Source organism: Mesorhizobium sp. M0496, from assembly GCF_040321205.1.
GTDB lineage: Bacteria > Pseudomonadota > Alphaproteobacteria > Rhizobiales > Rhizobiaceae > Mesorhizobium.
The window spans coordinates 137,661-161,838 of record NZ_JAMYRC010000003.1; the positions used below are offsets into that span (position 1 = coordinate 137,661).

The window sequence follows — 24,178 nt, forward strand, 5'->3', positions numbered from 1 at the left end:
ACCGGCGAGCACAACGAGGAACGAGGCGAGCTTTTTCAGCTGCATATCTGTCTCCGGGTCTTATTTCTTGAATTTGGCGGTGAGCGCACCGACAACCGCCGCCGGCACGAAGGGGCGGATGTCGCCTCCCATCGAGGCAATCTGGCGGACAAGTGTGGCGGTAATGGTGCGCACGGAGGGGCTGGCGGGCAGAAAAACCGTCTGCAGCTCAGGCGCCATGGTCTCGTTCATGCCGGCCATCTGCATCTCATAGTCGAGGTCGGTGCCGTCGCGCAGGCCGCGGATCATGATCGAGGCGCCCTGCTTCCTGGCAGCGTCGATGACCAGCCCGTCGAAGGCGACGACCTTGATGCGGGCACCATCACGCCCGAATTCCGCTTTCGTGGCGGTCTCGATCAATTGCACCCGTTCCTCAAAGGAAAACAGCGGTTGCTTGCCCGGATGGATGCCGATCGCCGCATAGACGATGTCGGCCACGGCCAGCGAGGCCTTCAGCACATCGAGATGGCCGTTGGTCAGCGGGTCGAAGGAGCCGGCATAGAGGGCGATGCGTTCAGTCATGGCTGGTGCTTCTAATGCATGATCCCAAAAAGTGGAAACCGGTTTTTGGAAAAGATCATGCTCAAATGAAAGCTAGAGCCTGTTCCATCTTCCGTCCATCAAGATGGAACAGGCTCTAGCGAGCCTCTCTCGCAAAGGCAAATCCGATTGGCGCGCCGGCCGTGAACCTTTTCCGGCGCATGAACGACAGATGAACACGCTGATCACGAAGCCTTCACGCAGCGTTCACTAGGTTGCACCTTAATAAGATGAAACCAAAATCCCATCTATCCGTTGTTAGGCGCAGGAGAACACGCACATGCTGATCTACATGCTCGCCACCGCAATGACCGTCGCCATGCTGATCGCCACCGTATTCGGGCTGCATCAGGAGGCACAACGCGTCCGCGTCAAGGCAAACACCAAACGCTTCGAAGGCTTCGGCCCCCGCAAGCCATATCGTCACTACTGATAAAGCCTGAACTTGCTGCCGCGCCGGCCGATTAGCCGGCGTTGCTATGTCAAAACCTGGGTGCCGGTCTTACTCCGCACCCTCAGGACCGGCGTCAGGCGCCGGAGCGACATCAGCGCCGCCCTCAACGGTCTCTTCGATTTCCTCATCCGATTGCGGCTCAGAGATCCGCTCGACCGAAACCACCTTTTCACCTTCAGCCGTGTTGAAGATGGTCACGCCCTTGGTGGCGCGGCTGGCGAAACGGATGCCGTTGACCGGCACCCGGATGACGGTGCCGCCGTCCGAAACCAGCATGATCTGGTCGTCACTACCGACCGGGAAGGTCGCCACCAGCCTGCCGATCTCGGCAACTTTCGAAACATCCGTGGCACGAATGCCCTTGCCGCCGCGTCCGGTCAGCCGGAAGTCATAGGACGAAGAGCGCTTGCCGTAGCCATATTCGGTCACCGTCAGCACATACTGCTCGTGTGCCTTAAGGAACTCGTAGCGTTCGTCGGAAAGCTCCGTCTCCTCGCCGACCTCTTCGTTGGTCAGCGCGATCTCTTCCTCCTCGCCGGCAGCGATTCCGGCGACAAGCCGCCGTTCGGCCGCCGCCCGCTTGAGATAGGCTGCGCGCTCGGCCGGCGGCGCATCGACGTTCTCGATTACCGACATCGAGATGATGCGGTCGGTCTCGGCCATGGTGATGCCGCGCACGCCGACAGAATTGCGGCTCTGGAAGACGCGCACGTCGCCGACCGAGAAGCGGATGCACTGACCGGAACTGGCGGTCAGAAGCACGTCGTCATTGTCGGTGCAGGTCTCGACGCCGAGGATCTCGTCGCCCTCCTCCTCCAGCTTCATGGCGATCTTGCCGTTGCGGTTGACCTGGACGAAGTCGGAAAGCTTGTTGCGGCGCACGGTGCCGCGCGTGGTGGCGAACATCACGTCGAGCTCGCCCCAGCTGGTCTCGTCCTCGGGCAGCGGCATGATGGTGGTGATGCGCTCGCCCTGCTCGAGCGGCAGCATGTTGATCAGCGCCTTGCCGCGTGACTGCGGATTGCCGATCGGCAGCCGCCAGACCTTTTCCTTGTAGACGATGCCGCGCGAGGAAAAGAACAGCACCGGCGTATGCGTGTTGGCGACGAACAGCCGGGTGACGAAATCCTCTTCCTTGGTCGACATGCCCGAGCGGCCCTTGCCGCCGCGGCGCTGCGCCCGGTAGAGCGATAGCGGCACGCGCTTGATGTAGCCGGAATGGCTCACCGTCACGACCATGTCCTCGCGCTGGATCAGGTCTTCGTCTTCCATGTCCGCCCCACCATCGGTGAGTTCGGTGCGGCGCGGTGTGCCGAACTCGTCGCGCACAGCGGCAAGCTCGTCCTTGACGATCTGCTGGACACGCGCTCGGGACGACAGAATGTCCAGATAATCAATGATTTCGGCGCCGATCGTGTTCAACTCGTCGGCGATTTCGTCGCGGCCGAGCGCTGTCAGGCGCTGCAAGCGTAATTCGAGGATGGCGCGCGCCTGCTCCTCGGACAGATTGTAGGTGCCGTCCTCGTTGATGCGATGGCGCGGATCGTCGATCAGAAGGATCAGCGACTCGACGTCGCCGGAGGGCCAGCGCCGCTCCATCAACTGCTCGCGTGCCGTCTGCGGATCCGGCGCGGTGCGGATCAGCTTGATGATTTCGTCGATATTGGCAACGGCGATGGCGAGACCGACCAGCACATGGGCGCGGTCGCGCGCCTTGCGCAGCAGGAATTTCGTCCGCCGGGTGATCACCTCCTCGCGGAAGGCGACGAACGCCTTCAGCATATCGGTCAGGTTCATCACTTCCGGCTTGCCGCCATTCAGCGCCACCACATTGGCGCCGAAAGAGGTCTGCAGCGGCGTGAAACGGTAGAGCTGGTTGAGGATGACGTCGGCAACTGCGTCGCGCTTCAGCTCGATGACGACCCGGTAGCCCTGGCGGTCGCTTTCGTCGCGGATGTCGGAAATGCCTTCGATGCGCTTGTCGCGCACCAGTTCGGCCATCTTCTCGATCATCGACGACTTGTTCACCTGGTAGGGAACTTCGGTGATGATGATCGATTCACGGTCATTGCCGCGCTGTTCGATGTTGACCTTGCCGCGCATGACGATTGAGCCGCGGCCGGTCGCATAGGCGCTGTAGATGCCGGAACGGCCAAGCACGATGCCGCCGGTCGGGAAATCCGGCCCCGGAATGATTTCCATCAGCGCCGGCAGGTCGATCGCCGGATTGTCGATGAGGGCGATCGCGCCGTTGCAGATTTCGCTGAGATTGTGCGGTGGGATGTTGGTCGCCATGCCGACGGCGATGCCGCCCGAGCCGTTGACCAGAAGGTTGGGGAACCGTGCCGGCAGAACCTTGGGTTCACTGCCCGACGCATCATAAGTGTCCTGGAAATCGACGGTATCCTTGTCGATATCCTCCAAAAGCTCGTGCGCGACCTTGGTCAGCCGCGCTTCCGTGTAGCGCATCGCCGCCGGCGGATCGCCGTCGATGGAGCCGAAATTGCCCTGTCCGTCGATCAGCGGCACGCGCAGCGACCAGTCCTGCGCCATGCGCACCAAGGCGTCATAGATGGAAGCGTCGCCATGCGGATGGTATTTACCCATCACGTCGGCGACCGGACGTGCCGACTTCACATATTTGCGGTTCCAGTGGTAGCCGCTCTCATGGGCGGCGAAGAGAATGCGGCGATGCACCGGCTTCAGGCCGTCGCGTACGTCGGGCAGCGCACGGCTGACGATCACGCTCATGGCGTAATCGAGATAGGAACGCTGCATCTCCTCGACGATGGATATCGGCTCGATGCCGGTGGGGCCGCCGTCGGCGCCGCGCGGTGTCTTCTGGTCGGTCAAATCGGATCACAATCTAATCAGGAATCACTCGGTGCTTATATAGGAAGCAAGGCCGAAACTCCAACATGTCAGGCACTTTTCCAGTGTCATTTTTGGTGGTAATTTCAAATGGATACCGCTGATTGCGACGATATGGCCAAGGCGGTTTCGCTGCCATCGACGCAAAAGCCTGCAATGGACGTTTTCCCTGAGCGAAAGCCACGAGCGCGATGGATTGGACCCCTGTGGCTGCCCTCGCGAGCACCTGAGCCGATTCACGAGACGCGAACGCCCATTGCGCCACGGCGGGCGCGATACTTGCCGGGCGTTTCGCCCATGACACGACGAAACCGGCGGTTGAAGGTCGACAGATCGTTGAAGCCGGCCTCGAAGGCGATCGCCGAGACCGCCTCATCCGACATGTGCAGCCGCACCGCTGCCCTGTGCAGCCGCGTCTTGAGCAGGAACTGATAGGGCGTCATGCCCGCGACCTGCCGGAAAACGCGCAGGAAATGGTAAGGGCTGGTCGCAGTCTCATCGGCAAGCGCTGAAAGTGAGACCGGCCCGTCGGCAGCCAGCTCGATCCGCCGCACCGCTCCGGCGACCCGTTTCTGGTCACGGCGGCTCGGCGCGCGCCTGACATGCGTGGTTCCGGCGGCAGCGGTCACGGCAGCACCGGCTATGCGCAGGGAAAGTTCCTCGAAGGCATCTATGTCAGCAGTCTCGCGCGCGGCCTCCGCGTCGGCCAGCAGTGGCGCCAGCACCGGCAAAGGCGGCAGGCGCGGCGTGGCGAAGGCCAGCTTCCTGGCGCCCGGCACGCCAGCCACGATCCGTTCCATGTAGGACGGTCCGAAATGAAACGACAGGCAACGGTCGCCGCTGCCATGTTCATGCCCGCATTCATAGCATGTGCCGGAATTGCCGAGCAGGAGGGCACCGGGCGCCAGCATCGCCGTGCCTTGTTGCGCGCGGTAGCGAAACGTGCCGCTGGTGACGGCGGCGACGCAGAAATCCTGATGTGCTTCCTCGAACGGCCGATCGCCGGCACCGGCCGTGCAGATCACGTCCGTCACGCGCCAGCCCGGGCCGGATGCAAGCGTATGCGTTGTCGCTGTCATGGCCGAAATATAGCAATTTTTCCCAAGCCCAGAACCCCGTCACCGCCTAGTCTTCCCGGCCTCCTGACAAGAAGAGAGTTGAACCATGTTTGACCAATCCTCCTTTGCCGAAGCCTTGCACAGTCCCGGACCTATCAACGGGCTCGCCGAAAAACTGAACCTCTACGGGCGCTTCGCCGGTGCCTGGACGTTCGATGCCTCGCGCCACCTCGAGGACGGCACCGTGCTGACCGGGCGTGGCGAGGTGCATTTCGGCTGGGTGCTGGAAGGCCGGGCGATCCAGGACGTCTGGATCCTGCCCGCGCGTAACGCCGGCCCCTCGCCCTCGCTCGGCGCCTGGACGTTCTATGGCACGACGCTGCGTGTCTATGATCCCGGCGCCGACGCCTGGCACATCTTCTGGAGCGATCCGCGCAACCAGTATTTCAGCCGCCAGCTCGGCCGCGCCGAGGGCGACACGATCGTGCAAGTCGGCGCCGACGGCACCGGCTCTTCGGTGCGCTGGAGCTTTTCGCGCATCACCGAAGACAGCTTCCGCTGGCTCGGCGAGCGCTCGCACGACGGCGCGGACTGGCACCTCGAAGTCGAATTCCTGGCGCGTCGTCAATCTGCAGACTAGTGCCCAAACCGTTGTAACAATGGAGAAAACCATGTTCGATCATATCTCGATCGGCGTCCGCGACACCGCCGCCTCCAAGCGCTTCTACGATGCGGCGTTGAAGCCGCTTGGTTACAGCTGTCTCAGCCAGTCGCCGGGTTCGTTGGGCTATGGAACTCAGGGCGTCGCGCTATGGGTCAACGAAGCGGCACGGCCTGTGCCTTCAGACGAAAAATCCGGCCTGCATTTCTGCTTCGCCGCACCGACGCGGGGCAGCGTCGACACTTTCCATGCCGGCGCGTTGCGTGAAGGCGGCATCGACAATGGCGCGCCGGGTCTGCGCGCCGACTATGGCGAAAACTACTATGCCGCCTTTGTCGTCGATCCGGACGGCTATCGCATCGAGGCCTATTGCGACGCTGCCGGCTAATCCGTCGAAGTCCTCAGTTTCGCGGTCCTGACTGTTCCCACCGACCGGGCTTTGCTCTACCAATATCCTGGTACGGGCTCGGCCCGGCGGGAGGGGTCAGAGATGCCGAGTTTCGACAGCCTGTTCAACGCCTTCGTCACCATTCTCGTGACCATCGATCCGCCTGGCCTGGCGCCGCTGTTCCTGGCCGTAACGCGCGGCATGAACCGCGAGGAGCGCCAGCAGGTTTCCGTCCGTGCCTCGATCATCGGTTTCCTGGTGATGGCGCTGTTTGCGGTTGCCGGCGCCTCGATCCTGTCGGTGTTCGGCATCACGCTGCCGGCTTTCCGCGTCGCTGGTGGCTTCCTGCTGTTCTTCATCGCATTCGAAATGGTGTTCGAGCGCCGGCAGGACCGCAAGGAGAAGATCGGCGACGTCGCCATCACCAAGGACATGATCCACAACATCGCCGCCTTCCCGCTGGCGATCCCGCTGATCGCCGGTCCCGGCGCCATTTCGGCAACGGTGCTTTTGTCCGGTTCGTTTCCAGGATTTGCAGCCCAGGCGGCCTTGGTCGGCATCATCTTCGTCTGCCTCGCCATAACCTATCTGGTGTTCGTGCTGTCGGAACGCATCGACCGCATCCTCGGCCAAACCGGCCGCTCGATCCTGACCCGGCTGCTCGGCGTCATCCTGGCCGCACTTGCCGTGCAGTTCGTCGCCGATGGCATCAAGGCGCTGATGGCGGGCTGAACGGCAGTTTCTACTGCCTACTGCCTACTGCCTACTGCCTATTCACCCCCGTATCGATCACTTCGAAGTCGTGAGTGATCGTAGCGGTTTTGGCCAGCATCGCCGAAGCCGAGCAGTATTTTTCGATCGAAAGATCGATCGCCCGCTTGACCTTGTCGGGCGACAGCGCCCGGCCCTTGACCACGAAATGCATATGGATGCGCGTGAACACCCTGGGCTCGGTTTCGGCCCGGTCGGCGTCGAGTTCGACGACGCAATCCTCGACCGCCTCGCGGCCCTTTTCGAGGATATGCACCACGTCATAGGCCGAACAGCCGCCGGTTCCGATCAGCACCAGTTCCATCGGGCTCGGGCCCGGCGTCCTGCCTTCCGGTCCGGGCGCGGTTCCGAGCACGACCTTGTGGCCGCTACCCGACTCGCCGACGAAGGTGCGTTCCTCGACCCACTTGACGCGCGCTTTCACGTGATACGTCTTTCCGCTGAAATCAATTGATCGGCGCGCGCTGCGTGCCGATCATATCTTGATACCGGTCCGTTCGCTCAGAACGGGATTTCGTCGTCCAGTTCGCGCGACGAACCGCCACCGCCGCCACTCTTGGCACCACCGCCGCCGCCGCGATTGAAGCCTTCGCTCGGGCTGGACTGGCCGAAATCGGAACCACGGCTGCTGCCACCACCGGCATAGCCGCCGACCTGGCCGCCCTCACCCTGTCCGCGTGCGTCGAGCATCTGCAGCTCGCCACGGAATTTCTGCAGCACGACTTCCGTCGTGTACTTGTCGGCGCCGGTCTGGTCCTGCCATTTGCGCGTCTGCAGCTGGCCCTCGACATAGACCTTCATGCCCTTCTTCAGATACTGCTCCGCCACCTTGGCGATGCCCTCATTGAAGATGACGACGTTGTGCCACTCGGTTTTTTCCTTGCGCTCGCCGGAATTCTTGTCGCGCCAGCTTTCCGACGTCGCGATGCGGATGTTGACGACCGGCTCGCCCGAGTTCAGCCGGCGAATTTCAGGGTCCGCACCGAGATTGCCGACCAGAATGACCTTGTTGACGCTACCCGCCATGATATTTCTCCGCTCATCCGAAACCAATTTTTGTCGCAGCACCTTACAGGCTGCGGACGTCAGCCGCCTGCTAAGGCTGGCTTTTCCCACAAGGTTTTTTGTTCCCTTTTCGTTCTATAGAGTAGACGCTGTTCTGTCAATGTTTGTCGGCATCATGTAGTGTTTCGGCCTGGAATTTCCACGACATCGGGAACGGATCGGGGGGATCGAAATGAAATCAGTTGCACATGAGGACCAGCAGCGCGAGCAATGGCGAGCAGGCGTGGAAACGCGTATGCACGTGTCAGCCAGCAACGGCGCAACGCAACTTTGCATATTCGAGCAATGGGTCGAGACCACGGTCGGTGCCCCAACGCATTGGCATCCAGTCGAGGAAGTGCTCACGGTCATCGCAGGCAAGGCCGAGATGTGGATCGACGATGAGCGCAGCGTCCTGACATCGGGACAGTCTCTCGTTGTTCCCGCGAACAGGAAACACGGTTTCCGGAACGTCGGTTCCAAGCAGCTTCACATCCATGCCGTGCTTGCGTCGCCGATCTTCGAGGCGACGTTTGATGGACCTGCGGGAGTGGTGAAGCGCTGGCTTCCGGCAATTTCGTAAACAGCGCTTGCCAAATCGATAAGTATCGACTTATGCTTTTGTCATGATCGAAGCAGAGATTTTCCGCGCCCTGGCCGATCCGACGCGCCGCGCTGTCTTTGAGCGGCTCGCCGCTGGTGAAATGACGGTATCGGAATTGCGCACCGGCATGACGGTGTCGCAACCGGCGGTGTCGCAGCATCTGGCGGTGCTGCGCGGCGCCGGCCTGGTGGTCGAACGGCGTGCCGGCCGCAACGCTTTTTACCGCGCCGACCCGCAGGGGCTCGCCCCCCTGCTCTCCTGGATCGAACGCTACCGGACCTTCTGGCCGGAACGCATCGAAAGACTGAAGGCGGTTTTGAAGGATATGGACCAATGACGAACGTTCGATCGATGAAGGCCGACCAAAACCATCGTGAAATCTCTCCCGATGCGATCGAGTTCGAGTGCGACCTTGCCGAGCCGCCGGAGAAGGTATGGCGGGCCCTGACCGTGCCGGAGCTGCTCGCCGCCTGGATGATGCCGAACGACATCAAGCCGGAGACCGGCAATCGTTTTGCCTTCGCCGGGCCAGAGGCACCGATCGAATGCGAAGTCCTCGACGCCGAGCCGGAGAAGCTGCTGCGCTATTCCTGGCGGGAGCAGCCAGGCGACGCCGCGCGGCAGGATCGCCTCGACAGCCCATTGGACAGCCCATTGGATAGCATTGTCACCTTCACACTTGCCCGAACCGTTTCCGGCGGCACCCATTTGCGCATCGTTCATGACGGCTTCGCCCGCAAGGCAATGCCCGCGGTCGCCATGGCGGGCACCAGCTGCCGGCTTTCGCTCGACGCAAACGGTTCACGCAAGCCAATCGCCGCGAACACACCTCGCCGCTTGCTGCGTGCAGCCTGAACAAGGACAATGGAGAGAAGATCATGAGCGGTGTTGCCAGTCTGGTGCCGATGGTAATCGAGCAATCGAGCCGCGGCGAACGCGCCTTCGATATCTTTTCGCGGCTGTTGCGCGAACGCATTGTCTTCATCAATGGCGAGATCAACGACGACATCTCGGCGTTGGTCTGCGCGCAGTTGCTGTCGCTGGAATCGGACAATCCAGACAAGGAGATCTCGCTTTACATCAACTCGCCGGGCGGTGTGGTGACCAGCGGCTTCGCCATCTACGACACGATGCAATATATCAGCTGCCCGGTGTCCACCGTGTGCATGGGCTTTGCCGCCTCGATGGGTTCTTTCCTGCTGATGGCGGGCACACCGGGGCGTCGTATCTCGCTGCCGAACGCCACCATCCTGCTGCATCAGCCGCTGGGCGGGTTCCAGGGCCAGGCCTCCGACATCCAGCGCCATGCCGAGCGCATCATCCAGACGAAACGGCACATGGCCGAACTCTATGCGCAGCATTGCGGCCGCACCTATGAGGAGGTCGAACGCACGCTGGACCGCGACCACTTCATGACCGCCCGCGAGGCCCAGGCCTGGGGCATCGTCGACCACGTTTTCGACACGCGCAAAAAGGCGGCATAAAAGTGGGCCGGATCGCACTCCCGCCGGCGCTCAAGTGGTCGCCCAAAGTGGCCTGGTTTTGGGAGAATGATATGCATAAAAACAAAGGCCTAAAACGCATCGCCTGAATCCGTTCTCGAAACACGACACGCTTTGGACGATTTGACGATGCCGGTCTGGTCCCATCGCCGGCACGCCACTATAATCCTGGGATGACCGACACTCATCCGCCCAGAACATTGTACCGTGTCATCGCCATTCTAGCGCTCGCGTGTCTCTCGAGCGGCACAGCCTTCGCCGGCGACGGCTCGGCGCAGGCGCGGAAAGGCGCCCTGCCCGGCGTGGCCGGCGATTATCGCATCGCCAGGCCGACTCCTCAGCCCGAACCCGATGATGCATTTCCCGGCAACGGCAACGGCCAGTTCAAGATCGGCGATACGGATGTCAGGATTTCCGGCAGCATCACCGTCGATGTCGGCGTCGGCTCAATCGGGCAGCCGCGCCACTGATAGTGGTGCCGGCGTGCTGCGCTGGCATATCGCCAACAAGACAATTCGCACATAAAGCGGCCCCGCCGTGCCTTGCGCAAACGGACGGGGCCTTTTTGGATCTCAAATCCAACTTCTACCGGGGGCGTACTGCCGGCATTTGATTTCGGATGCAACGCGGCGTCAGCCGACGATCCGACTTCAGTCTCTGATTTTTACGGGGTATGGCAGGTCACGGTTTGTCGGGTGGCGCAGACGCTAAACCCTGGCACTTATGCCTGCCGCCGCTCCAGTAACAACTGGAACCCTGTGGGACGATCCGGTGGCGTCATAGCTCCGCTCCTTTTTGTCCATTGCGACGTTGTCGTCCGAAGCACAAATCGCTAATGCCTGCGGCGTCTCGCAGGCCGCCTCCGGGCGGCGAGACCATCGAAAGACGGCCGGCTTCGTTGACTGCCGAAGCTTGCCTCCAGGAGCAGGCGCCCGTCAAGCTTCAATAGCCGGTTACCGAAAAATGTGATCGCCGGGAGGTTACGTGCAAGTCAGTTTTTGCACAGCTTTGTCAGGAGCGTGTTCGGTCTTTGTTCTTTCTGCTTGCCCGTTCACGCGAAAGACGCTTAAACGCTTTTGTCGGGAATTGTGGCGTCTCTCGACGTAGCGGTAAAACTACCTACATAGGGGATGGTTGGGAAAACCCGCCATTCCAGGAAATTCCAGATTCTGAGGCGGCGACCGGCGATGGCCGACCATAAATATCTTTCCATTCGCGGGGCGCGCGAACACAATCTGAAGAATGTCGATCTCGACCTGCCGCGTGACAGCCTGATTGTCATGACCGGCCTGTCGGGTTCCGGCAAGTCGTCGCTTGCCTTCGACACCATCTATGCCGAAGGCCAGCGCCGCTATGTCGAAAGCCTTTCGGCCTACGCACGGCAATTCCTCGAAATGATGCAGAAGCCGGATGTCGACCAGATCGACGGCCTGTCGCCTGCCATCTCGATCGAGCAGAAGACCACCTCGAAGAACCCGCGTTCGACGGTCGGCACCGTCACCGAGATCTACGACTACATGCGCCTGCTGTTTGCGCGCGTTGGCATTCCCTATTCGCCGGCCACCGGCCTGCCGATCGAGAGCCAGACAGTTTCGCAGATGGTCGACCGCGTGCTGGCGGTCGAGGAAGGCACCCGCCTGTTCATCCTGGCGCCGATGGTGCGCGGCCGCAAAGGCGAGTACCGCAAGGAACTGCTGGAGCTGCAGAAGAAGGGCTTTCAGCGCGTCAAGGTCGATGGCGTCTTCTATGAAATCGCCGACGTGCCGGCGCTGGACAAGAAGTACAAGCATGACCTCGACGTCGTCATCGACCGTATCGTCGTGCGCGGCGATCTGGCGACACGGCTTGCCGACTCCATCGAAACCGCGCTGAAGCTGGCCGATGGGTTGGCGGTAGCCGAATTCGCCGACAAGCCGCTCGATTCCAGCCAGACCGGCGAGGATTCGGTCAACAAGTCGAAGAACGAGACGCATGAGCGCATCCTGTTCTCGGAAAAATTTGCTTGCCCGGTCTCCGGCTTCACCATTCCGGAAATCGAACCGCGCCTGTTCTCGTTCAACAACCCGTTCGGCGCCTGCCCGACCTGCGACGGCCTCGGCAGCCAGCGCGCCATCGACGGCAATCTGATCGTGCCGGACGAAAACATCTCGCTGCGCGACGGCGCCGTCAGCCCGTGGGCCAAGTCGACCTCGCCCTATTACTCGCAGACACTGGAAGCGCTCGGCAAGGCCTATGGCTTCAAGCTCGGCGACAAGTTCAAAGACCTGACCGAAGAGGCAAAGGAAGCCATCCTGCGCGGCACCGGCGAGCGTGAGATCACCTTCCAGTATGATGACGGCCTGCGCTCCTACAAGACCACCAAAACCTTCGAAGGCGTCATTCCCAATCTCGAGCGCCGCTGGAAAGAGACCGAATCCGCCTGGATGCGCGAAGAAATCGAGCGTTTCATGTCGGCCACGCCCTGCCCGGTTTGCAAGGGCTACCGCCTGAAGCCCGAGTCGCTGGCCGTAAAAATCGCCGGCAAGCACATCGGCGAAGTCACCGAGCTTTCCATCCGCAAGGCCGACCAGTGGTTCACCGACCTGCCTGCGTCGCTTAACGACAAGCAGAACGAGATCGCGGTTCGGGTCTTGAAGGAGATCCGCGAGCGGCTACGCTTCCTCAACGATGTCGGACTCGACTATCTCACTTTGTCGCGCAATTCCGGCACGCTATCGGGCGGCGAAAGCCAGCGCATCCGGCTGGCATCACAGATCGGCTCCGGCCTCACCGGCGTGCTCTATGTGCTGGACGAGCCGTCGATCGGCCTGCATCAGCGCGACAATGCGCGCCTGCTCGATACGCTCAAGCACCTGCGCGACATCGGCAACACGGTGATCGTCGTCGAGCATGACGAGGACGCCATTTTGCATGCCGACTACGTCGTCGACATGGGCCCGGCCGCCGGCATCCATGGCGGCGAGATCATCGCCCAGGGCACGCCGCAGCAGGTCATGGCCAATCCCAATTCGATCACCGGCAAATATTTGTCGGGCGCGCTCGAAGTGGCGACGCCTGGCGTGCGCCGCGAGGCGAAGAAAAACCGGCGCCTGAAAATCGTCGGTGCGCGCGGCAACAACCTGAAGAACGTCACCGCCGAAATCCCGCTCGGCACCTTCACCGCCGTCACCGGCGTGTCGGGCGGCGGCAAGTCGACCTTCCTGATCGAGACCCTGTTCAAGGCCGCCTCGCGCCGCATCATGGGCTCGCGCGAGCACCCGGCCGATCATGACCGCATCGAGGGTCTCGAATTCCTCGACAAAGTCATCGATATCGATCAGTCGCCCATCGGACGAACCCCGCGCAGCAATCCCGCCACCTATACCGGCGCCTTCACGCCGATCCGCGACTGGTTCGCCGGCCTGCCCGAGGCCAAGGCGCGTGGCTATCAGCCCGGCCGCTTCTCGTTCAACGTCAAGGGCGGCCGCTGCGAAGCCTGCCAGGGCGACGGCGTCATCAAGATCGAGATGCATTTCCTCCCCGACGTCTACGTCACCTGCGATGTCTGCCACGGCAAGCGCTACAACAGAGAGACGCTCGATGTCCTGTTCAAGGGCAAGTCGATCGCCGACGTGCTCGACATGACCGTCGAGGAAGGCGTCGATTTCTTCGCCGCGGTGCCCGGCGTGCGCGACAAGCTCGATACGCTGAAGCAGGTCGGCCTCGGCTACATCCATATCGGCCAGCAGGCGACGACGCTGTCGGGTGGCGAAGCGCAGCGCATCAAGCTCGCCAAGGAACTGTCGCGCAAGGCGACCGGCAAGACACTTTACATCCTGGACGAGCCGACCACCGGCCTGCATTTCCACGACGTCGCCAAACTGTTGGAAGTGCTGCATGAACTTGTCGACCAGGGCAACACGGTGGTGGTCATCGAGCACAATCTCGAAGTGATCAAGACCGCCGACTGGGTGCTCGACCTCGGCCCCGAAGGCGGCGACGGCGGCGGCGAGTTAGTGGCGTCGGGCACACCGGAAGCAATCGTGCGCGAGAAGCGCAGCTACACCGGTCAGTTCCTCAAGGAGCTGCTGGAGCGGCGCCCCGGAGGCAAGCGCGAAGCGGCGGAGTGATGATCGGACCGGTTAGCGCCTGGGAGAGCTTTTGAATGACAATCAGAAGGGCGCGGGCTGGTGATCTCCAGACAATCGTCACGCTGACCGAAACCGCCTACGCGCCTTACACCGCCCTGTTCGGCGCACAGCCGATCCCGGTCACCGAGGACTATGCGCCGCGCATCGCGCGTGGCGAGGTCTGGCTTCTGGACAGCGACGACGAACTGGCCGGAGCGATCACGCTGGAGCGGCATGACGATCACGCGATGATCTTCTCCGTCGCCGTCGCACCAGGATTTCAAGGCAAAGGGTTCGGCATCGCCCTGCTGAAACACGCGGATGAGCAGACGCGCTTGTGGCGCCTGCCCGAGGTGCGGCTCTACACCAACGCCAGGATGGAGCGGAACATCGCGCTTTATTTCGCTTACGGCTATCGAGAAACGGGTCGCCGGCCCAATCCCTATCGGCCAGGCTGGGTGCTCGTCGACATGGCAAAACCGGTCGACGGAACCACGACGAGCTGACTTTTCTGAATTCAGCCAGGCTTTTGAATTGGGAGGATGACAATGAGCACATCGGGAACAATCCGCGCCGGCATGGGCGGCTGGACGTTCGAGCCGTGGGATACGTCCTTCTATCCCGACAAGCTTTCCAAGGCCAAGCAGCTGAACTACGCCACTCGGCAGGTGCCGAGCATCGAGGTCAACGGCACCTATTATTCCAGCTTCAAGGAGCCGACCTTCGTCAAATGGGCAAGCGAGGCGCCGGACGGTTTCGTCTATGCGTTGAAAGGCAACCGCTTCGTCACCAACCGGCGCGTGCTCGGCGAGGCCGGCGAATCGATGATGCGCTTCCTCGGCTCGGGCGTGACCGCGCTCGGCGAAAAGCTCGGGCCGATCCTGTGGCAGTTCGCGCCGACGAAAAAGTTCGATCCGGACGATTTCGAAGCTTTTTTGAAACTGCTCCCGGAAAAGCAGGACGCCGTCGCGTTGCGCCACGCGGTCGAGGTGCGCAACGACAGTTTTGTCGTGCCGGAATTCGTAGCGCTGGTGCGCAAATACAAGGTCGCGATCGTCTATGCCGACCATGCCAAATACCCCGACATCGCCGACGTTACCGGTGATTTCGTCTATGCACGGCTGCAGACCGGCAGCGACGACAATCCCGATTGCTACACGCCAAAGGCCCTTGATGAATGGGCGGCGCGAGCAAAGGTCTGGGCGGAGGGCAAGCAGCCGGCCGACCTGCGGCGTGCCGACCCCGCTACCGATGCACCGGTCCAGCCGCGCGACGTGTTCGTCTACTTCATCACCGAAGGCAAGGTGCGCGCGCCGTTCGGCGCCATGGCGCTGATGAAGCGAGTGAATTAAAGCGGCCTCTACCCGGCACCTTACCTTGTTGTTGGAACCTGCACGACGCCTTGATCGTTCTATCCTGGCAGGCGGCGATGCGTGCGACATCGCGAACGCCTGGCCACCGATCCCGCAAGCTCCTGCATCGATGCAGGAGCTTGAAGAAGGGCAAGGACAAATGGCTGTCATCCTCTTCGGTGCATTGCTTACTGTCGCCGGCGTTGTGTACATGGCAGGCGCCGTCCTCTGGCGCGGGCGGCTTAGCGATCCTGCGCCTGTAGTTCCGGATCGCCCGATGCCAAACCTCGCAACACCAGGCCCGACGCTCGAGCCACGCCGGCGGGGGCTCAGTTTCCTCGGCTTGTCGCAGAATTGGCCAGGCCTGTTGATGATGGGGGTCGGCCTAGCCCTGCTGTTGTTGTCGGCGCTCTTCTGACGCAGCGGAATCATGGCATCTTCGCCACGGTCGTAACCTTATCGATACCTCCTTGCTGCATGAATCCAGCTTGGCCAAGTCGCCGATCTGGGCCGCCGAGGGCAAGGACGAGGGGCATGTCGCTCGACTACACTTCACTTCTGTTGGCTGTCGGGTTTTCCGCCGCCTGCCTGAGCCTGACATTGTTCGGCATGTGGCTGACCGCTCGCTCGGAGAAATTCCTGCTGACATGGGCGGTCAGCCTGATGTTCGTGGTCGGCGACATTTTTGCCTATGACGCCTATATCGACATGCCTGGGCGCCTGCTCGGCATCACGACCCTTGCCCTGCTCCTGCTTGGCTTCTCGACCATGCTGGGCGCTGCCTATCAGTTCAGAACCGGCGGGTCGCCAATGCCGCGAACGGTGCTTGGCGGCGCCATTTCGCTGGCCGTGACGTTGCCTCCTATGGCTCTTGGCTATGACGGGCTGGGCTTCATGCTCGAAAACGCCTTGGCCGCATTGCTTCTGTTCGCAACGGCGTTCGAATACTGGAAAGGCCGCGACGAAGCCCCTGCCCTGACGATCGGCATCACCACACTCTATTCGGCCACGGCCACGTCCTTCGTTCTGTGCGCCATGGTTCTTGCGTGGGATGGAAAGCTGATCCTTGGGCATGCGCCCAGCAACTGGGCCGAGGAACTCAGCCTCATCATCGTCATCGCCAGCATGACCGGCATCGGAGCGCTTTCCCTGGCTCTCAATCAGGGGCGCCTGGCCAGGCATCATCGCCGCAACGCGCTGACTGATCCGCTGACCGGCCTTCTCAATCGCCGTGCCCTGTTCGACCTGCATGGCAATGCGCCGGTCGGCGCCTTCACGGCCGTGGTGGTGTTCGACCTCGACGGCTTCAAGGCCATCAACGACGAATTCGGCCATGCCGCCGGCGATGAAGTGCTGAGGGTGTTCGCCAGGGACCTCGCCGGCAACCTTCGCCCGGCCGACGTCGCCGCGCGCATGGGCGGCGAGGAATTCGCGCTTGTGCTGAAGCGGACCTTGCCCGAAACGGTGGAAGCCACCGCAGAAGCCATACGGGCAGCTTTCGCCGCGCGTCGCATCGAAACCGAGACCGGCTCGCTGATATGCACGGTCAGTGCCGGTTTTGCCTTCGGCACCAAAGAGGGCCTCAGCTTCGACAAGGTGCTCAGCGCCGCCGACAAGGCGCTCTACGTCGCCAAGCGCGGCGGCCGCAACCGCGTCACCGCCTCGGCATTCCGGCGCGCGGGTTAGTCCACGCGCATCGATGCCATAGCTACGATCGGGACGGGCGAACGCGGCTCTTATGCCGCCATGACGATTTCATTGAAGGCATCCAGGTCGACATAGAAGACCTTGGTGATTTCCTCGATCAGGTCGTCGTGGCCGTAGCCTTGGGACTTCAAGATGTTGATGGCGGTGATGATGTCGACGCGCTCGGTAAGCCGCCGCTTCTGGTAGTCCTCGACATAACGTTCCATGGCTGTCCCTTGGCCTGAGTGCCCAAACGCGTTGAACGACAAAGATCGCAGGAGGGAAGCTAGGAAGCCTTGCTTGCGTGAAACTTGCCCGGTGCTAGCCGCGCCCTCGATCTGCGATGAACCAGACTGATACGGAAGCGGCCGACTCACAAAAGCCCTGCGAAAGACTAGCACGCAGTCTATGGTGCACCAGTGACGCAGATGGCTGGATCGGAGAAATATTGGACTTGCCAAGGACTTCGGATCGTCAACTGAAGTCCAGCGTCGATTCTACACCGTCAGGAACTTGCGTACATCAGCACGGTCTAAATCTTCCGCCGGGCCGGTATGGACGATCAGGCCCCGGTCCATGATGTTGACCTCGTCGGCAAGCTCGCGGCAGAAATCGAGATATTGTTCGACCAGAAGCACGGCGATGCCGGCCTGGTCGCGCAAATAGCGGATCGCACGGCCGATATCCTTGATGATCGACGGCTGGATGCCTTCCGTCGGCTCGTCGAGCACCAGCAGCTTCGGCCGCATCACCAGGGCCCTGCCAATAGCGAGCTGCTGCTGCTGGCCGCCGGAAAGGTCTCCGCCACGGCGGCCGAGCATCTGCTTCAGCACCGGGAACAATTCGAAGACATGCGCCGGAATGTTGCGGTCGGCCCGCTTCAGCGGCGCGAAGCCCGATTCGAGATTTTCCCGTACAGTGAGCAGCGGAAAGATCTCCCTGCCCTGCGGCACGAATGCGATGCCCGACCGGGCGCGGTCATACGCCGCGCTCCGGTCGAGCGCCTTCCCCTCGAAGGCAACGCTTCCGCTCGTCAGCCGGTGGTGGCCGACGATCGATCTCATCAAACTGGTCTTGCCGACGCCGTTGCGGCCGAGCACGCAAGTAATCTTGCCGGCGCCGGCCTTCATCGACACGCCGCGCAGCGCCTGGGCGGCGCCGTAGTGCAGCGTGGCATTGGAAATTTCGAGCATGTCAGCGCCTTCTCCAGAACCTGAGGAGGGACAGATCGAAATGATGGAATTGAACCCGCCACACCATGCTCATCTCCCCAGATAAACTTCGACGACGCGCTCGTCGGCCGAAACGAAATCGAGTGTGCCTTCCGACAGCACCGAGCCCTCGTGCAGGCAGGTTACCTTGACGCCGAGTTCGCGCACGAAATGCATGTCGTGCTCGACGACGATGACCGAATGGTCACGCGCAATATCCTTCAGCAGCCGCGCGGTTTCCTCGGTCTCGGCATCGGTCATGCCGGCGACCGGCTCGTCGACCAGAAGCAGCTTCGGATCCTGCGCAAGCAGCATGCCGATCTCGAGCCACTGCTTTTGTCCATGGCTCAGATTTGCCGCCAGTTCGTTACGCTTGTCGCCAAGCCGGATGATGCCGAGAATGTCGTCGATCTGCCGCGTCTCGGCGGCCGAGCGGCGATGAAACAGTGCCGGGAAGATCGAGCGCGGCCCCTTCAGCGCCAGCATCAGGTTTTCCTCGATCGTGTGGCTTTCGAAGACGGTCGGCTTCTGGAATTTGCGGCCGATGCCCATCATGGCGATCTCAGCTTCGTCATGCTTGGTGAGATCCACCTGGCCGTCGAAGAAAACCTCGCCCTCGTCGGGCCGCGTCTTGCCGGTGACAATGTCCATCATCGTCGTCTTGCCGGCGCCGTTGGGACCGATGATGGCGCGCATCTCGCCCTTGTCGAGCACCAGCGACAAATTGTTGATGGCACGAAAGCCATCGAAGGAGACCGAGACGCCGTCGAGATAGAGGATCGTGTTCGACTTCGACATGGTCGCTCACTCCGCCGGCTGCGGTTCGGGGCTGGTCGCGGACCAGTCGCCGGGCGTTCTCGCCTCGCTGCGAACGATTTTCGTCGGCGGCGGAACGTCGACATCGGTGCCGGCTTCCTCGGCAATCGAGGCTGCCCGCAGCGCCTTGGCGTTGCCACGCCAGGAATCCCACATGCCGATGAAGCCCTTGGGCAGCAAAAGCGTGACGGCGACGAACAGCCCACCCAATGCAAACAGCCAGAATTCCGGCAGCACGCCGGTGAACCAGGATTTGCCGGCATTGACCAGCAGCGCACCGATGATCGGTCCGACAATGGTGCCGCGACCGCCAACGGCGGCCCACACGACGACTTCGATCGAATTGGCCGGCTCGAACTCACCCGGATTGATGATGCCGACCTGCGGCACGTAGAGCGCGCCGGCTATACCGGCCATGACTGCCGAGATGGTGAAGGCGAACAATTTTACGTTCTCCGCCCGCCAGCCGAGGAAGCGCGTGCGGCTCTCGGCGTCGCGCACCGCCATCAGCAACTTGCCGTATTTGGAACCGACGATTGCCCAGGTGACGAAAACGGCGAGTGCGAGCATCACCGCGCTGGCCGCGAACAGCGCCGAACGCGTCGCGTCGGCTTGCACGTTGAAGCCCAAAATGTCCTTGAAATCGGTCAGGCCGTTGTTGCCGCCGAAACCCATGTCGTTGCGGAAAAGGGCAAGCAGCAGCGCGTACGTCATCGCCTGGGTGATGATGGAGAGATAGACGCCGGTGACACGGCTGCGGAAGGCAAACCAGCCGAAGACGAAAGCGAGCACGCCGGGCACCGCGAGCACCATGAGGCCGGCAAACCAGAAATGGTCGAAGCCATACCAGAACCACGGCAATTCCTTGTAGTTCAGGAACACCATGAAATCAGGCAGGATGGGATTGCCGTAGACGCCGCGCGAGCCGATCTGGCGCATCAGATACATGCCCATCGCATAGCCGCCGAGCGCGAAGAAAGCGCCGTGGCCGAGCGAAAGGATGCCGCAATAGCCCCAGACAAGGTCGAGCGCCAAGGCGAGCAGCGCGTAGCAGAGATATTTGCCGGTCAGCGCCACGATATAGGACGGGATGTAGAACGCGCTCGTCGGCGTGACCGCCAGATTAAGCAGCGGCACGATGATAGCCACCGCCAGCAGGATGAGAACCGTGATGGCGATTCGGCGGTCCGCGCCGGCGGCGAAGAAGCGTCCGGTGATCATGCTTCCACCGCCCTGCCCTTGAGCGCGAACAGGCCGCGCGGGCGCTTCTGGATGAACAGGATGATGAGGACCAGCACCACGATCTTGCCGAGCACGGCGCCGGCATAGGGCTCAAGGAACTTGTTGACGATGCCGAGCGAGAAGGCACCGACCAGCGTACCCCACAGATTGCCGACGCCGCCGAAGACGACGACCATGAAGCTGTCGATGATGTAGCCGCGTCCGAGATTGGGCGAGACGTTGTCGATCTGGCTGAGCGCCACACCGGCGATGCCGGCAATGCCTGACCCCAAGGCAAAAGTCAGCGCGTCGACCCAAGGCGTCCTGATGCCCATCGAGGCGGCCATGCGCCGGTTGGCGGTGACGGCGCGCATCTGCAAGCCCCAGGGCGTGCGCTTCATCACGTAAAGCAGCACGGCGAACACGGTGAGCGCGAAAACCAGGATCCACAGCCGGTTCCAGGTGATCGCAAGCTGGCCGACATTGAACGAGCCCGACATCCAGGAGGGATTGCCGACCTCCTGGTTGGTCGGCCCGAAAATCGAGCGCACGGCCTGCTGCAGGATCAGCGAAACGCCCCATGTCGCCAGCAATGTTTCCAGCGGCCGCCCGTAGAGGAAGCGGATGACGCCGCGCTCGATGATCAGACCAACCAGAGCCGAGACGAGGAAGGCGAGCGGCAGTGCAATGACCAGTGACCAGTCGAACAAGTCCGGAAAAGACGTACGGACCACTTGCTGGACGACGAAGGTCGTGTAGGCGCCGAGCATGACCATCTCGCCATGCGCCATGTTGATGACGCCCATGACGCCGAAGGTTATGGCAAGCCCGATCGCCGCCAGCAGCAGCACCGAGCCCAGCGAAATGCCGTACCAGATGTTCTGGCCGGCATCCCAGACGGCCAGGGTCGAATTGATGGTGGCGATCGCGCCCGTGGCCGCTTGCTTGACCGCATCCGAGGAGTTCGCCTCGACCGAGGTCAGCAGCGAGACCGCATCACGGTCGCCCCGCGCGCCGATCAGCGAGATGGCAGCGAGCTTATCGGTATCCGGCCGATCGGAGACCAGCACGGAGGCGGCACGAGCCTGTTCGAGAAGAGCCTTGACGCTGGCCACGGTCTCAATGGCGATCGCGGTGTCGAGCGGCTCGATGTTTGCGGCGTCGGGTGTCTTGAACATGGTGTCGGCGGCGGCAATGCGGACAGTCGGGTCCTTGGCGCCAAGCGTCAGCGTGCCCAGCGCATCGCGGATGGCGCGGCGCAGCGTGTTGTTGACCTTGATCTTGGTGATGTCGTCCTTGGCCGCCTCGCCCGATGCCTCGCCGCTCAACGGGTCGAAAAGCTGGACGCTCTCGCCCGCTTCCTTGCCGGTAAACACCAGGGAATCGGCCTTGCGGACATAGAGGTTGCCGTCGGCGAGCGCCGCAAGTGGCCGTTCGACTGCCGGGTCGCCGGTGCCCGCCAGTTCGTGGACGACGGCTCCGGTCTCCGAAAAACCCTTGGCCGTCGCGAATTTGGCGATGATGCCACGCAGATCGGCTTCGCCAGCGCCCAATGACGACAGCGTCGCCAGCAGGAACAGCAATGTCAGGCCAATCGCAGGGAATGGGTTCATCGGCTTGAGGCGATCCTTGAAGGTTGAATTGGGCGTCCGGACGGCGGAGGAAACCGTCCGGACGCGCGCGGTCTTAGGTCATGGACCCGGTGGTCCAGACCGAGGTCATGGACCTGGTGGTCCAGACCAGGTCAGACCTGGGAGGATCAGTTCGTTCCCTTGCCGCCGCACTTGCCGGTGGCAACGTTGAAGTTGCCGCACGACAGAGGCGCGCGCCAATCGGAGATCAGGTCCTTGGAGTCAGGCAGGTAGTCGGACCATTCGTCGCCCATCACGAGGCCCGGCGTGCGCGACACTGTCTCGAACTGGCCATCGGCCTGGATTTCACCGATCAGCACCGGCTTGGTGATGTGGTGGTTCGGCATCATCGTCGAATAGCCGCCAGTCAGGTTCGGCACCGAAACCCCGATCATGGCGTCGATGACCTTGTCCGGATCGGTGGTGCCGGCCTTCTCGACCGCCTTCACCCACATGTTGAAGCCGATGTAATGGGCTTCCATCGGGTCGTTGGTGGTGCGCTTGTCGTTCTTGATGAACTTGTGCCAGTCGGCGATGAACTTCTTGTTCTCAGGCGTGTCGATGCTTTCGAAGTAGTTCCAGGCGGCGAGATGGCCGACCAGCGGCGCGGTGTCGAGACCGGCAAGCTCTTCTTCGCCGACCGAGAAGGCCATGACCGGGATGTCCTCGGCCTTGATGCCCTGGTTGCCGAGTTCCTTGTAGAACGGCACGTTGGCGTCGCCGTTAACGGTCGAGACGACGGCGGTCTTCTTGCCAGCCGAACCGAACTTCTTGATGGCCGACACTTCGGTCTGCCAATCGGAGAAGCCGAACGGCGTGTAGTTGACCAAGATGTCTTCCGGCGCGACACCCTTGGCCTTCAGGTAGGCTTCGAGGATCTTGTTGGTGGTGCGCGGATAGACGTAGTCCGTGCCTTCCAGCACCCAGCGTTTCACCGAACCGCCGTCCTCGCTCATCAGGTAGTCGACGGCCGGGATGGCTTGCTGGTTCGGCGCCGCACCGGTGTAGAACACGTTGCGCTCGCTCTCCTCGCCCTCATACTGGACGGGGTAGAACAGGATGTTGTCGAGTTCGGAAAACACCGGCAGCACCGATTTGCGCGACACCGAGGTCCAGCAGCCGAACACCGCCGCGACCTTGTCCTTCGAAATCAGCTCGCGTGCCTTTTCGGCGAACAGTGGCCAGTTGGAAGCAGGATCGACGACGACCGCCTCGAGTTTCTTGCCGAGCAGGCCGCCCTTGGCGTTCTGCTCGTCGATGAGCATCAGCATCGCGTCCTTCAGCGTCGTCTCCGAAATCGCCATTGTCCCCGACAGCGAATGGAGAATGCCGACCTTGATGGTGTCGTCGGCCGCCTTGGCGGGCGCGGAGATCAACAGGCCGGCGGCAACCACGCTCGCCGAAAACATCTTTGTTATTGTCGAGAAATTACCCCTCATATGACAGACTCCCAAGCTGGTTGATTGCACCGCGACACTACAATGCAACCCCCATGCCAATCGCTTTGGCGACGCCAAGGGGAGACGAATAATCCAGCCTTATCAGTGTGTTGAAATATTAGGCTTATAAAAACAAAGAAAGCCGGTTAAAAATTGATTGAGAGAAATTTGCGCAGTGCGCGGGGTGATTGCCTAATTTTCGCCCAATTTTACCAAGTGCCTAGATTTTGGTCTTCGCAGGCGGATCACCGACGACCGATGTTGCGGCGCGACGCAAAAATAGGGCAATCTCGCTTCTCAAACGAGCGACGTCATGGTTTCAGGCATTTCACGCATTTTTTTCGGCATATTGCTTCTGGCGGCAGCAACCGGGGCGGCCCGAGCCGACTTCAGCGACGGCAAGATGCCCGACGGCACCTATCACTGCGAAGTGTATCTGCTTGGCATGTTCCTCAACCTCGGCGACATCACCATCAAGGGGAACGTCTACAGCGGCCCATTCTACACCGGCCTCGGCGTCTTCGGGACCGCGCAGCAGGGGTACAACTATCAAATGGATGCAAACGGCGTGATCTCCTGGCTGGGGCCTTTGGGCGGCTATACCGCCGGTGGCAACTCGCTGTCGCTGACCCAGGCAACGCTGGACGGCCAGGCCCCACCCTCCTTCGACATCATCATGAAGCAGCCCGACGGCGCTTTCACCGCCTCGACCTGCACCAAACAATGAGACGGCAAGAAAAAGGCGCGGAACCTTGTGGGATCCGCGCCAGCAGGCCGTCGG

The 24,178-nt window shown here is 61.8% G+C and carries 25 protein-coding genes; 14 read left to right on the forward strand and 11 right to left on the reverse strand.

Going from position 1 to position 24,178, the window contains the following annotated elements:
- Positions 1–60: 60 nt before the first annotated feature.
- Complete coding sequence (coaD, locus tag NKI73_RS05565) at positions 61–561, reverse strand: pantetheine-phosphate adenylyltransferase (protein WP_352627848.1); 501 nt, start codon at positions 559–561, stop codon at positions 61–63.
- Between the two features lie 298 nt (positions 562–859).
- Here coaD and NKI73_RS05570 point away from each other — a divergent pair, with 298 nt between their 5' ends.
- A complete protein-coding gene (locus tag NKI73_RS05570; protein WP_082525247.1) occupies positions 860–1,012 on the forward strand; it encodes a hypothetical protein in 153 nt (50 codons plus the stop codon).
- A 69-nt stretch (positions 1,013–1,081) separates the two neighbouring features.
- Here NKI73_RS05570 and gyrA read toward each other — a convergent pair whose 3' ends face one another.
- The gene (gene gyrA / locus NKI73_RS05575) at positions 1,082–3,886 is read right to left on the reverse strand and encodes a DNA gyrase subunit A (protein WP_352627849.1); all 2,805 of its coding nucleotides are present in this window, start codon (positions 3,884–3,886) and stop codon (positions 1,082–1,084) included.
- A gap of 254 nt (positions 3,887–4,140) precedes the next feature.
- On the reverse strand, positions 4,141–4,983 hold the full coding sequence (locus tag NKI73_RS05580) for a helix-turn-helix transcriptional regulator (RefSeq protein ID WP_352627850.1): 843 nt from the start codon (positions 4,981–4,983) through the stop codon (positions 4,141–4,143).
- Between the two features lie 85 nt (positions 4,984–5,068).
- On the opposite strand from NKI73_RS05580, the gene NKI73_RS05585 reads away from it, so the two are divergent.
- The 3 genes from NKI73_RS05585 to NKI73_RS05595 all read left to right on the forward strand — a co-directional run bounded on the left by NKI73_RS05585 (position 5,069) and on the right by NKI73_RS05595 (position 6,743).
- Positions 5,069–5,602, forward strand: a complete 534-nt coding sequence (locus tag NKI73_RS05585) for a hypothetical protein (protein WP_352627851.1) — start codon at positions 5,069–5,071, stop codon at positions 5,600–5,602.
- Positions 5,603–5,633: 31 nt separating this feature from the next.
- Positions 5,634–6,011: a VOC family protein gene (locus NKI73_RS05590; protein WP_352627852.1), complete on the forward strand. Its 378-nt coding sequence runs from the start codon at positions 5,634–5,636 to the stop codon at positions 6,009–6,011.
- A gap of 102 nt (positions 6,012–6,113) precedes the next feature.
- Positions 6,114–6,743, forward strand: coding sequence for a MarC family protein (locus NKI73_RS05595; protein ID WP_352627853.1), 630 nt, complete (start codon positions 6,114–6,116; stop codon positions 6,741–6,743).
- Positions 6,744–6,774: 31 nt separating this feature from the next.
- Here NKI73_RS05595 and NKI73_RS05600 read toward each other — a convergent pair whose 3' ends face one another.
- Together NKI73_RS05600 and NKI73_RS05605 are read right to left on the reverse strand one after the other, a co-directional pair.
- Complete coding sequence (locus NKI73_RS05600) at positions 6,775–7,206, reverse strand: OsmC family protein (protein ID WP_352627854.1); 432 nt, start codon at positions 7,204–7,206, stop codon at positions 6,775–6,777.
- A 77-nt stretch (positions 7,207–7,283) separates the two neighbouring features.
- Positions 7,284–7,808 (reverse strand): single-stranded DNA-binding protein, encoded by a 525-nt coding sequence (locus NKI73_RS05605; protein ID WP_352627855.1) that lies wholly within the window; start codon positions 7,806–7,808, stop codon positions 7,284–7,286.
- Between the two features lie 262 nt (positions 7,809–8,070).
- On the opposite strand from NKI73_RS05605, the gene NKI73_RS05610 reads away from it, so the two are divergent.
- The 9 genes from NKI73_RS05610 (at position 8,071) to NKI73_RS05655 (ending at position 17,079) form a co-directional block, all read left to right on the forward strand.
- Positions 8,071–8,409, forward strand: a complete 339-nt coding sequence (locus tag NKI73_RS05610) for a cupin domain-containing protein (RefSeq protein WP_352627856.1) — start codon at positions 8,071–8,073, stop codon at positions 8,407–8,409.
- A 43-nt stretch (positions 8,410–8,452) separates the two neighbouring features.
- Complete coding sequence (locus NKI73_RS05615; protein WP_352627857.1) at positions 8,453–8,767, forward strand: ArsR/SmtB family transcription factor; 315 nt, start codon at positions 8,453–8,455, stop codon at positions 8,765–8,767.
- The gene (locus NKI73_RS05620; RefSeq protein ID WP_352627858.1) at positions 8,764–9,285 is read left to right on the forward strand and encodes an SRPBCC family protein; all 522 of its coding nucleotides are present in this window, start codon (positions 8,764–8,766) and stop codon (positions 9,283–9,285) included. Before NKI73_RS05615 ends, NKI73_RS05620 begins: the two co-directional genes overlap by 4 nt.
- Before the next feature lie 23 nt (positions 9,286–9,308).
- Complete coding sequence (locus tag NKI73_RS05625; protein WP_352627859.1) at positions 9,309–9,914, forward strand: ATP-dependent Clp protease proteolytic subunit; 606 nt, start codon at positions 9,309–9,311, stop codon at positions 9,912–9,914.
- A 191-nt stretch (positions 9,915–10,105) separates the two neighbouring features.
- Positions 10,106–10,402 carry a hypothetical protein gene (locus NKI73_RS05630; RefSeq protein ID WP_352627860.1) on the forward strand — a complete coding sequence of 99 codons (297 nt, stop codon included), beginning with the start codon at positions 10,106–10,108 and terminating at the stop codon, positions 10,400–10,402.
- Positions 10,403–11,119: 717 nt separating this feature from the next.
- Positions 11,120–14,041, forward strand: a complete 2,922-nt coding sequence (uvrA, locus tag NKI73_RS05635) for an excinuclease ABC subunit UvrA (RefSeq protein WP_352627861.1) — start codon at positions 11,120–11,122, stop codon at positions 14,039–14,041.
- Between the two features lie 35 nt (positions 14,042–14,076).
- Positions 14,077–14,547 (forward strand): GNAT family N-acetyltransferase, encoded by a 471-nt coding sequence (locus NKI73_RS05640; protein WP_352627862.1) that lies wholly within the window; start codon positions 14,077–14,079, stop codon positions 14,545–14,547.
- A gap of 42 nt (positions 14,548–14,589) precedes the next feature.
- A complete protein-coding gene (locus NKI73_RS05645) occupies positions 14,590–15,393 on the forward strand; it encodes a DUF72 domain-containing protein (RefSeq protein WP_352627863.1) in 804 nt (267 codons plus the stop codon).
- Positions 15,394–15,927: 534 nt separating this feature from the next.
- On the forward strand, positions 15,928–17,079 hold the full coding sequence (locus NKI73_RS05655) for a sensor domain-containing diguanylate cyclase (protein WP_352627864.1): 1,152 nt from the start codon (positions 15,928–15,930) through the stop codon (positions 17,077–17,079).
- 50 nt (positions 17,080–17,129) lie between these two features.
- Here NKI73_RS05655 and NKI73_RS05660 read toward each other — a convergent pair whose 3' ends face one another.
- The 6 genes from NKI73_RS05660 to urtA form a co-directional block, all read right to left on the reverse strand.
- A complete protein-coding gene (locus NKI73_RS05660; RefSeq protein WP_023759335.1) occupies positions 17,130–17,306 on the reverse strand; it encodes a hypothetical protein in 177 nt (58 codons plus the stop codon).
- A gap of 270 nt (positions 17,307–17,576) precedes the next feature.
- Positions 17,577–18,272 (reverse strand): urea ABC transporter ATP-binding subunit UrtE, encoded by a 696-nt coding sequence (gene urtE / locus NKI73_RS05665; RefSeq protein ID WP_352627865.1) that lies wholly within the window; start codon positions 18,270–18,272, stop codon positions 17,577–17,579.
- Positions 18,273–18,341: 69 nt separating this feature from the next.
- Positions 18,342–19,088: an urea ABC transporter ATP-binding protein UrtD gene (gene urtD, locus NKI73_RS05670; RefSeq protein WP_127263655.1), complete on the reverse strand. Its 747-nt coding sequence runs from the start codon at positions 19,086–19,088 to the stop codon at positions 18,342–18,344.
- A 6-nt stretch (positions 19,089–19,094) separates the two neighbouring features.
- On the reverse strand, positions 19,095–20,327 hold the full coding sequence (gene urtC / locus NKI73_RS05675) for an urea ABC transporter permease subunit UrtC (RefSeq protein WP_352627866.1): 1,233 nt from the start codon (positions 20,325–20,327) through the stop codon (positions 19,095–19,097).
- Positions 20,324–21,940, reverse strand: a complete 1,617-nt coding sequence (gene urtB, locus NKI73_RS05680; RefSeq protein ID WP_352627867.1) for an urea ABC transporter permease subunit UrtB — start codon at positions 21,938–21,940, stop codon at positions 20,324–20,326. Before urtB ends, urtC begins: the two co-directional genes overlap by 4 nt.
- 146 nt (positions 21,941–22,086) lie before the next feature.
- On the reverse strand, positions 22,087–23,367 hold the full coding sequence (gene urtA, locus NKI73_RS05685; RefSeq protein ID WP_352627939.1) for an urea ABC transporter substrate-binding protein: 1,281 nt from the start codon (positions 23,365–23,367) through the stop codon (positions 22,087–22,089).
- A 343-nt stretch (positions 23,368–23,710) separates the two neighbouring features.
- On the opposite strand from urtA, the gene NKI73_RS05690 reads away from it, so the two are divergent.
- Complete coding sequence (locus NKI73_RS05690) at positions 23,711–24,124, forward strand: hypothetical protein (RefSeq protein ID WP_352627868.1); 414 nt, start codon at positions 23,711–23,713, stop codon at positions 24,122–24,124.
- Positions 24,125–24,178: the final 54 nt, after the last annotated feature.

Coding starts and splice junctions, on each gene's coding strand:
- NKI73_RS05645 (WP_352627863.1), top strand. CDS start 14,590: ATGAGCACATCGGGAACAATCCGCGCCGGCATGGGCGGCTGGACGTTC.
- NKI73_RS05590 (WP_352627852.1), top strand. CDS start 5,634: ATGTTCGATCATATCTCGATCGGCGTCCGCGACACCGCCGCCTCCAAG.
- NKI73_RS05690 (WP_352627868.1), top strand. CDS start 23,711: ATGGTTTCAGGCATTTCACGCATTTTTTTCGGCATATTGCTTCTGGCG.
- NKI73_RS05630 (WP_352627860.1), top strand. CDS start 10,106: ATGACCGACACTCATCCGCCCAGAACATTGTACCGTGTCATCGCCATT.
- urtA (WP_352627939.1), bottom strand. CDS start 23,367: ATGTTTTCGGCGAGCGTGGTTGCCGCCGGCCTGTTGATCTCCGCGCCC.
- NKI73_RS05640 (WP_352627862.1), top strand. CDS start 14,077: ATGACAATCAGAAGGGCGCGGGCTGGTGATCTCCAGACAATCGTCACG.
- urtB (WP_352627867.1), bottom strand. CDS start 21,940: ATGAACCCATTCCCTGCGATTGGCCTGACATTGCTGTTCCTGCTGGCG.
- NKI73_RS05605 (WP_352627855.1), bottom strand. CDS start 7,808: ATGGCGGGTAGCGTCAACAAGGTCATTCTGGTCGGCAATCTCGGTGCG.
- NKI73_RS05625 (WP_352627859.1), top strand. CDS start 9,309: ATGAGCGGTGTTGCCAGTCTGGTGCCGATGGTAATCGAGCAATCGAGC.
- NKI73_RS05585 (WP_352627851.1), top strand. CDS start 5,069: ATGTTTGACCAATCCTCCTTTGCCGAAGCCTTGCACAGTCCCGGACCT.
- NKI73_RS05580 (WP_352627850.1), bottom strand. CDS start 4,983: ATGACAGCGACAACGCATACGCTTGCATCCGGCCCGGGCTGGCGCGTG.
- NKI73_RS05660 (WP_023759335.1), bottom strand. CDS start 17,306: ATGGAACGTTATGTCGAGGACTACCAGAAGCGGCGGCTTACCGAGCGC.
- NKI73_RS05620 (WP_352627858.1), top strand. CDS start 8,764: ATGACGAACGTTCGATCGATGAAGGCCGACCAAAACCATCGTGAAATC.
- urtD (WP_127263655.1), bottom strand. CDS start 19,088: ATGTCGAAGTCGAACACGATCCTCTATCTCGACGGCGTCTCGGTCTCC.
- NKI73_RS05615 (WP_352627857.1), top strand. CDS start 8,453: ATGATCGAAGCAGAGATTTTCCGCGCCCTGGCCGATCCGACGCGCCGC.
- NKI73_RS05655 (WP_352627864.1), top strand. CDS start 15,928: ATGTCGCTCGACTACACTTCACTTCTGTTGGCTGTCGGGTTTTCCGCC.
- uvrA (WP_352627861.1), top strand. CDS start 11,120: ATGGCCGACCATAAATATCTTTCCATTCGCGGGGCGCGCGAACACAAT.
- coaD (WP_352627848.1), bottom strand. CDS start 561: ATGACTGAACGCATCGCCCTCTATGCCGGCTCCTTCGACCCGCTGACC.
- urtC (WP_352627866.1), bottom strand. CDS start 20,327: ATGATCACCGGACGCTTCTTCGCCGCCGGCGCGGACCGCCGAATCGCC.
- urtE (WP_352627865.1), bottom strand. CDS start 18,272: ATGCTCGAAATTTCCAATGCCACGCTGCACTACGGCGCCGCCCAGGCG.
- NKI73_RS05595 (WP_352627853.1), top strand. CDS start 6,114: ATGCCGAGTTTCGACAGCCTGTTCAACGCCTTCGTCACCATTCTCGTG.
- NKI73_RS05570 (WP_082525247.1), top strand. CDS start 860: ATGCTGATCTACATGCTCGCCACCGCAATGACCGTCGCCATGCTGATC.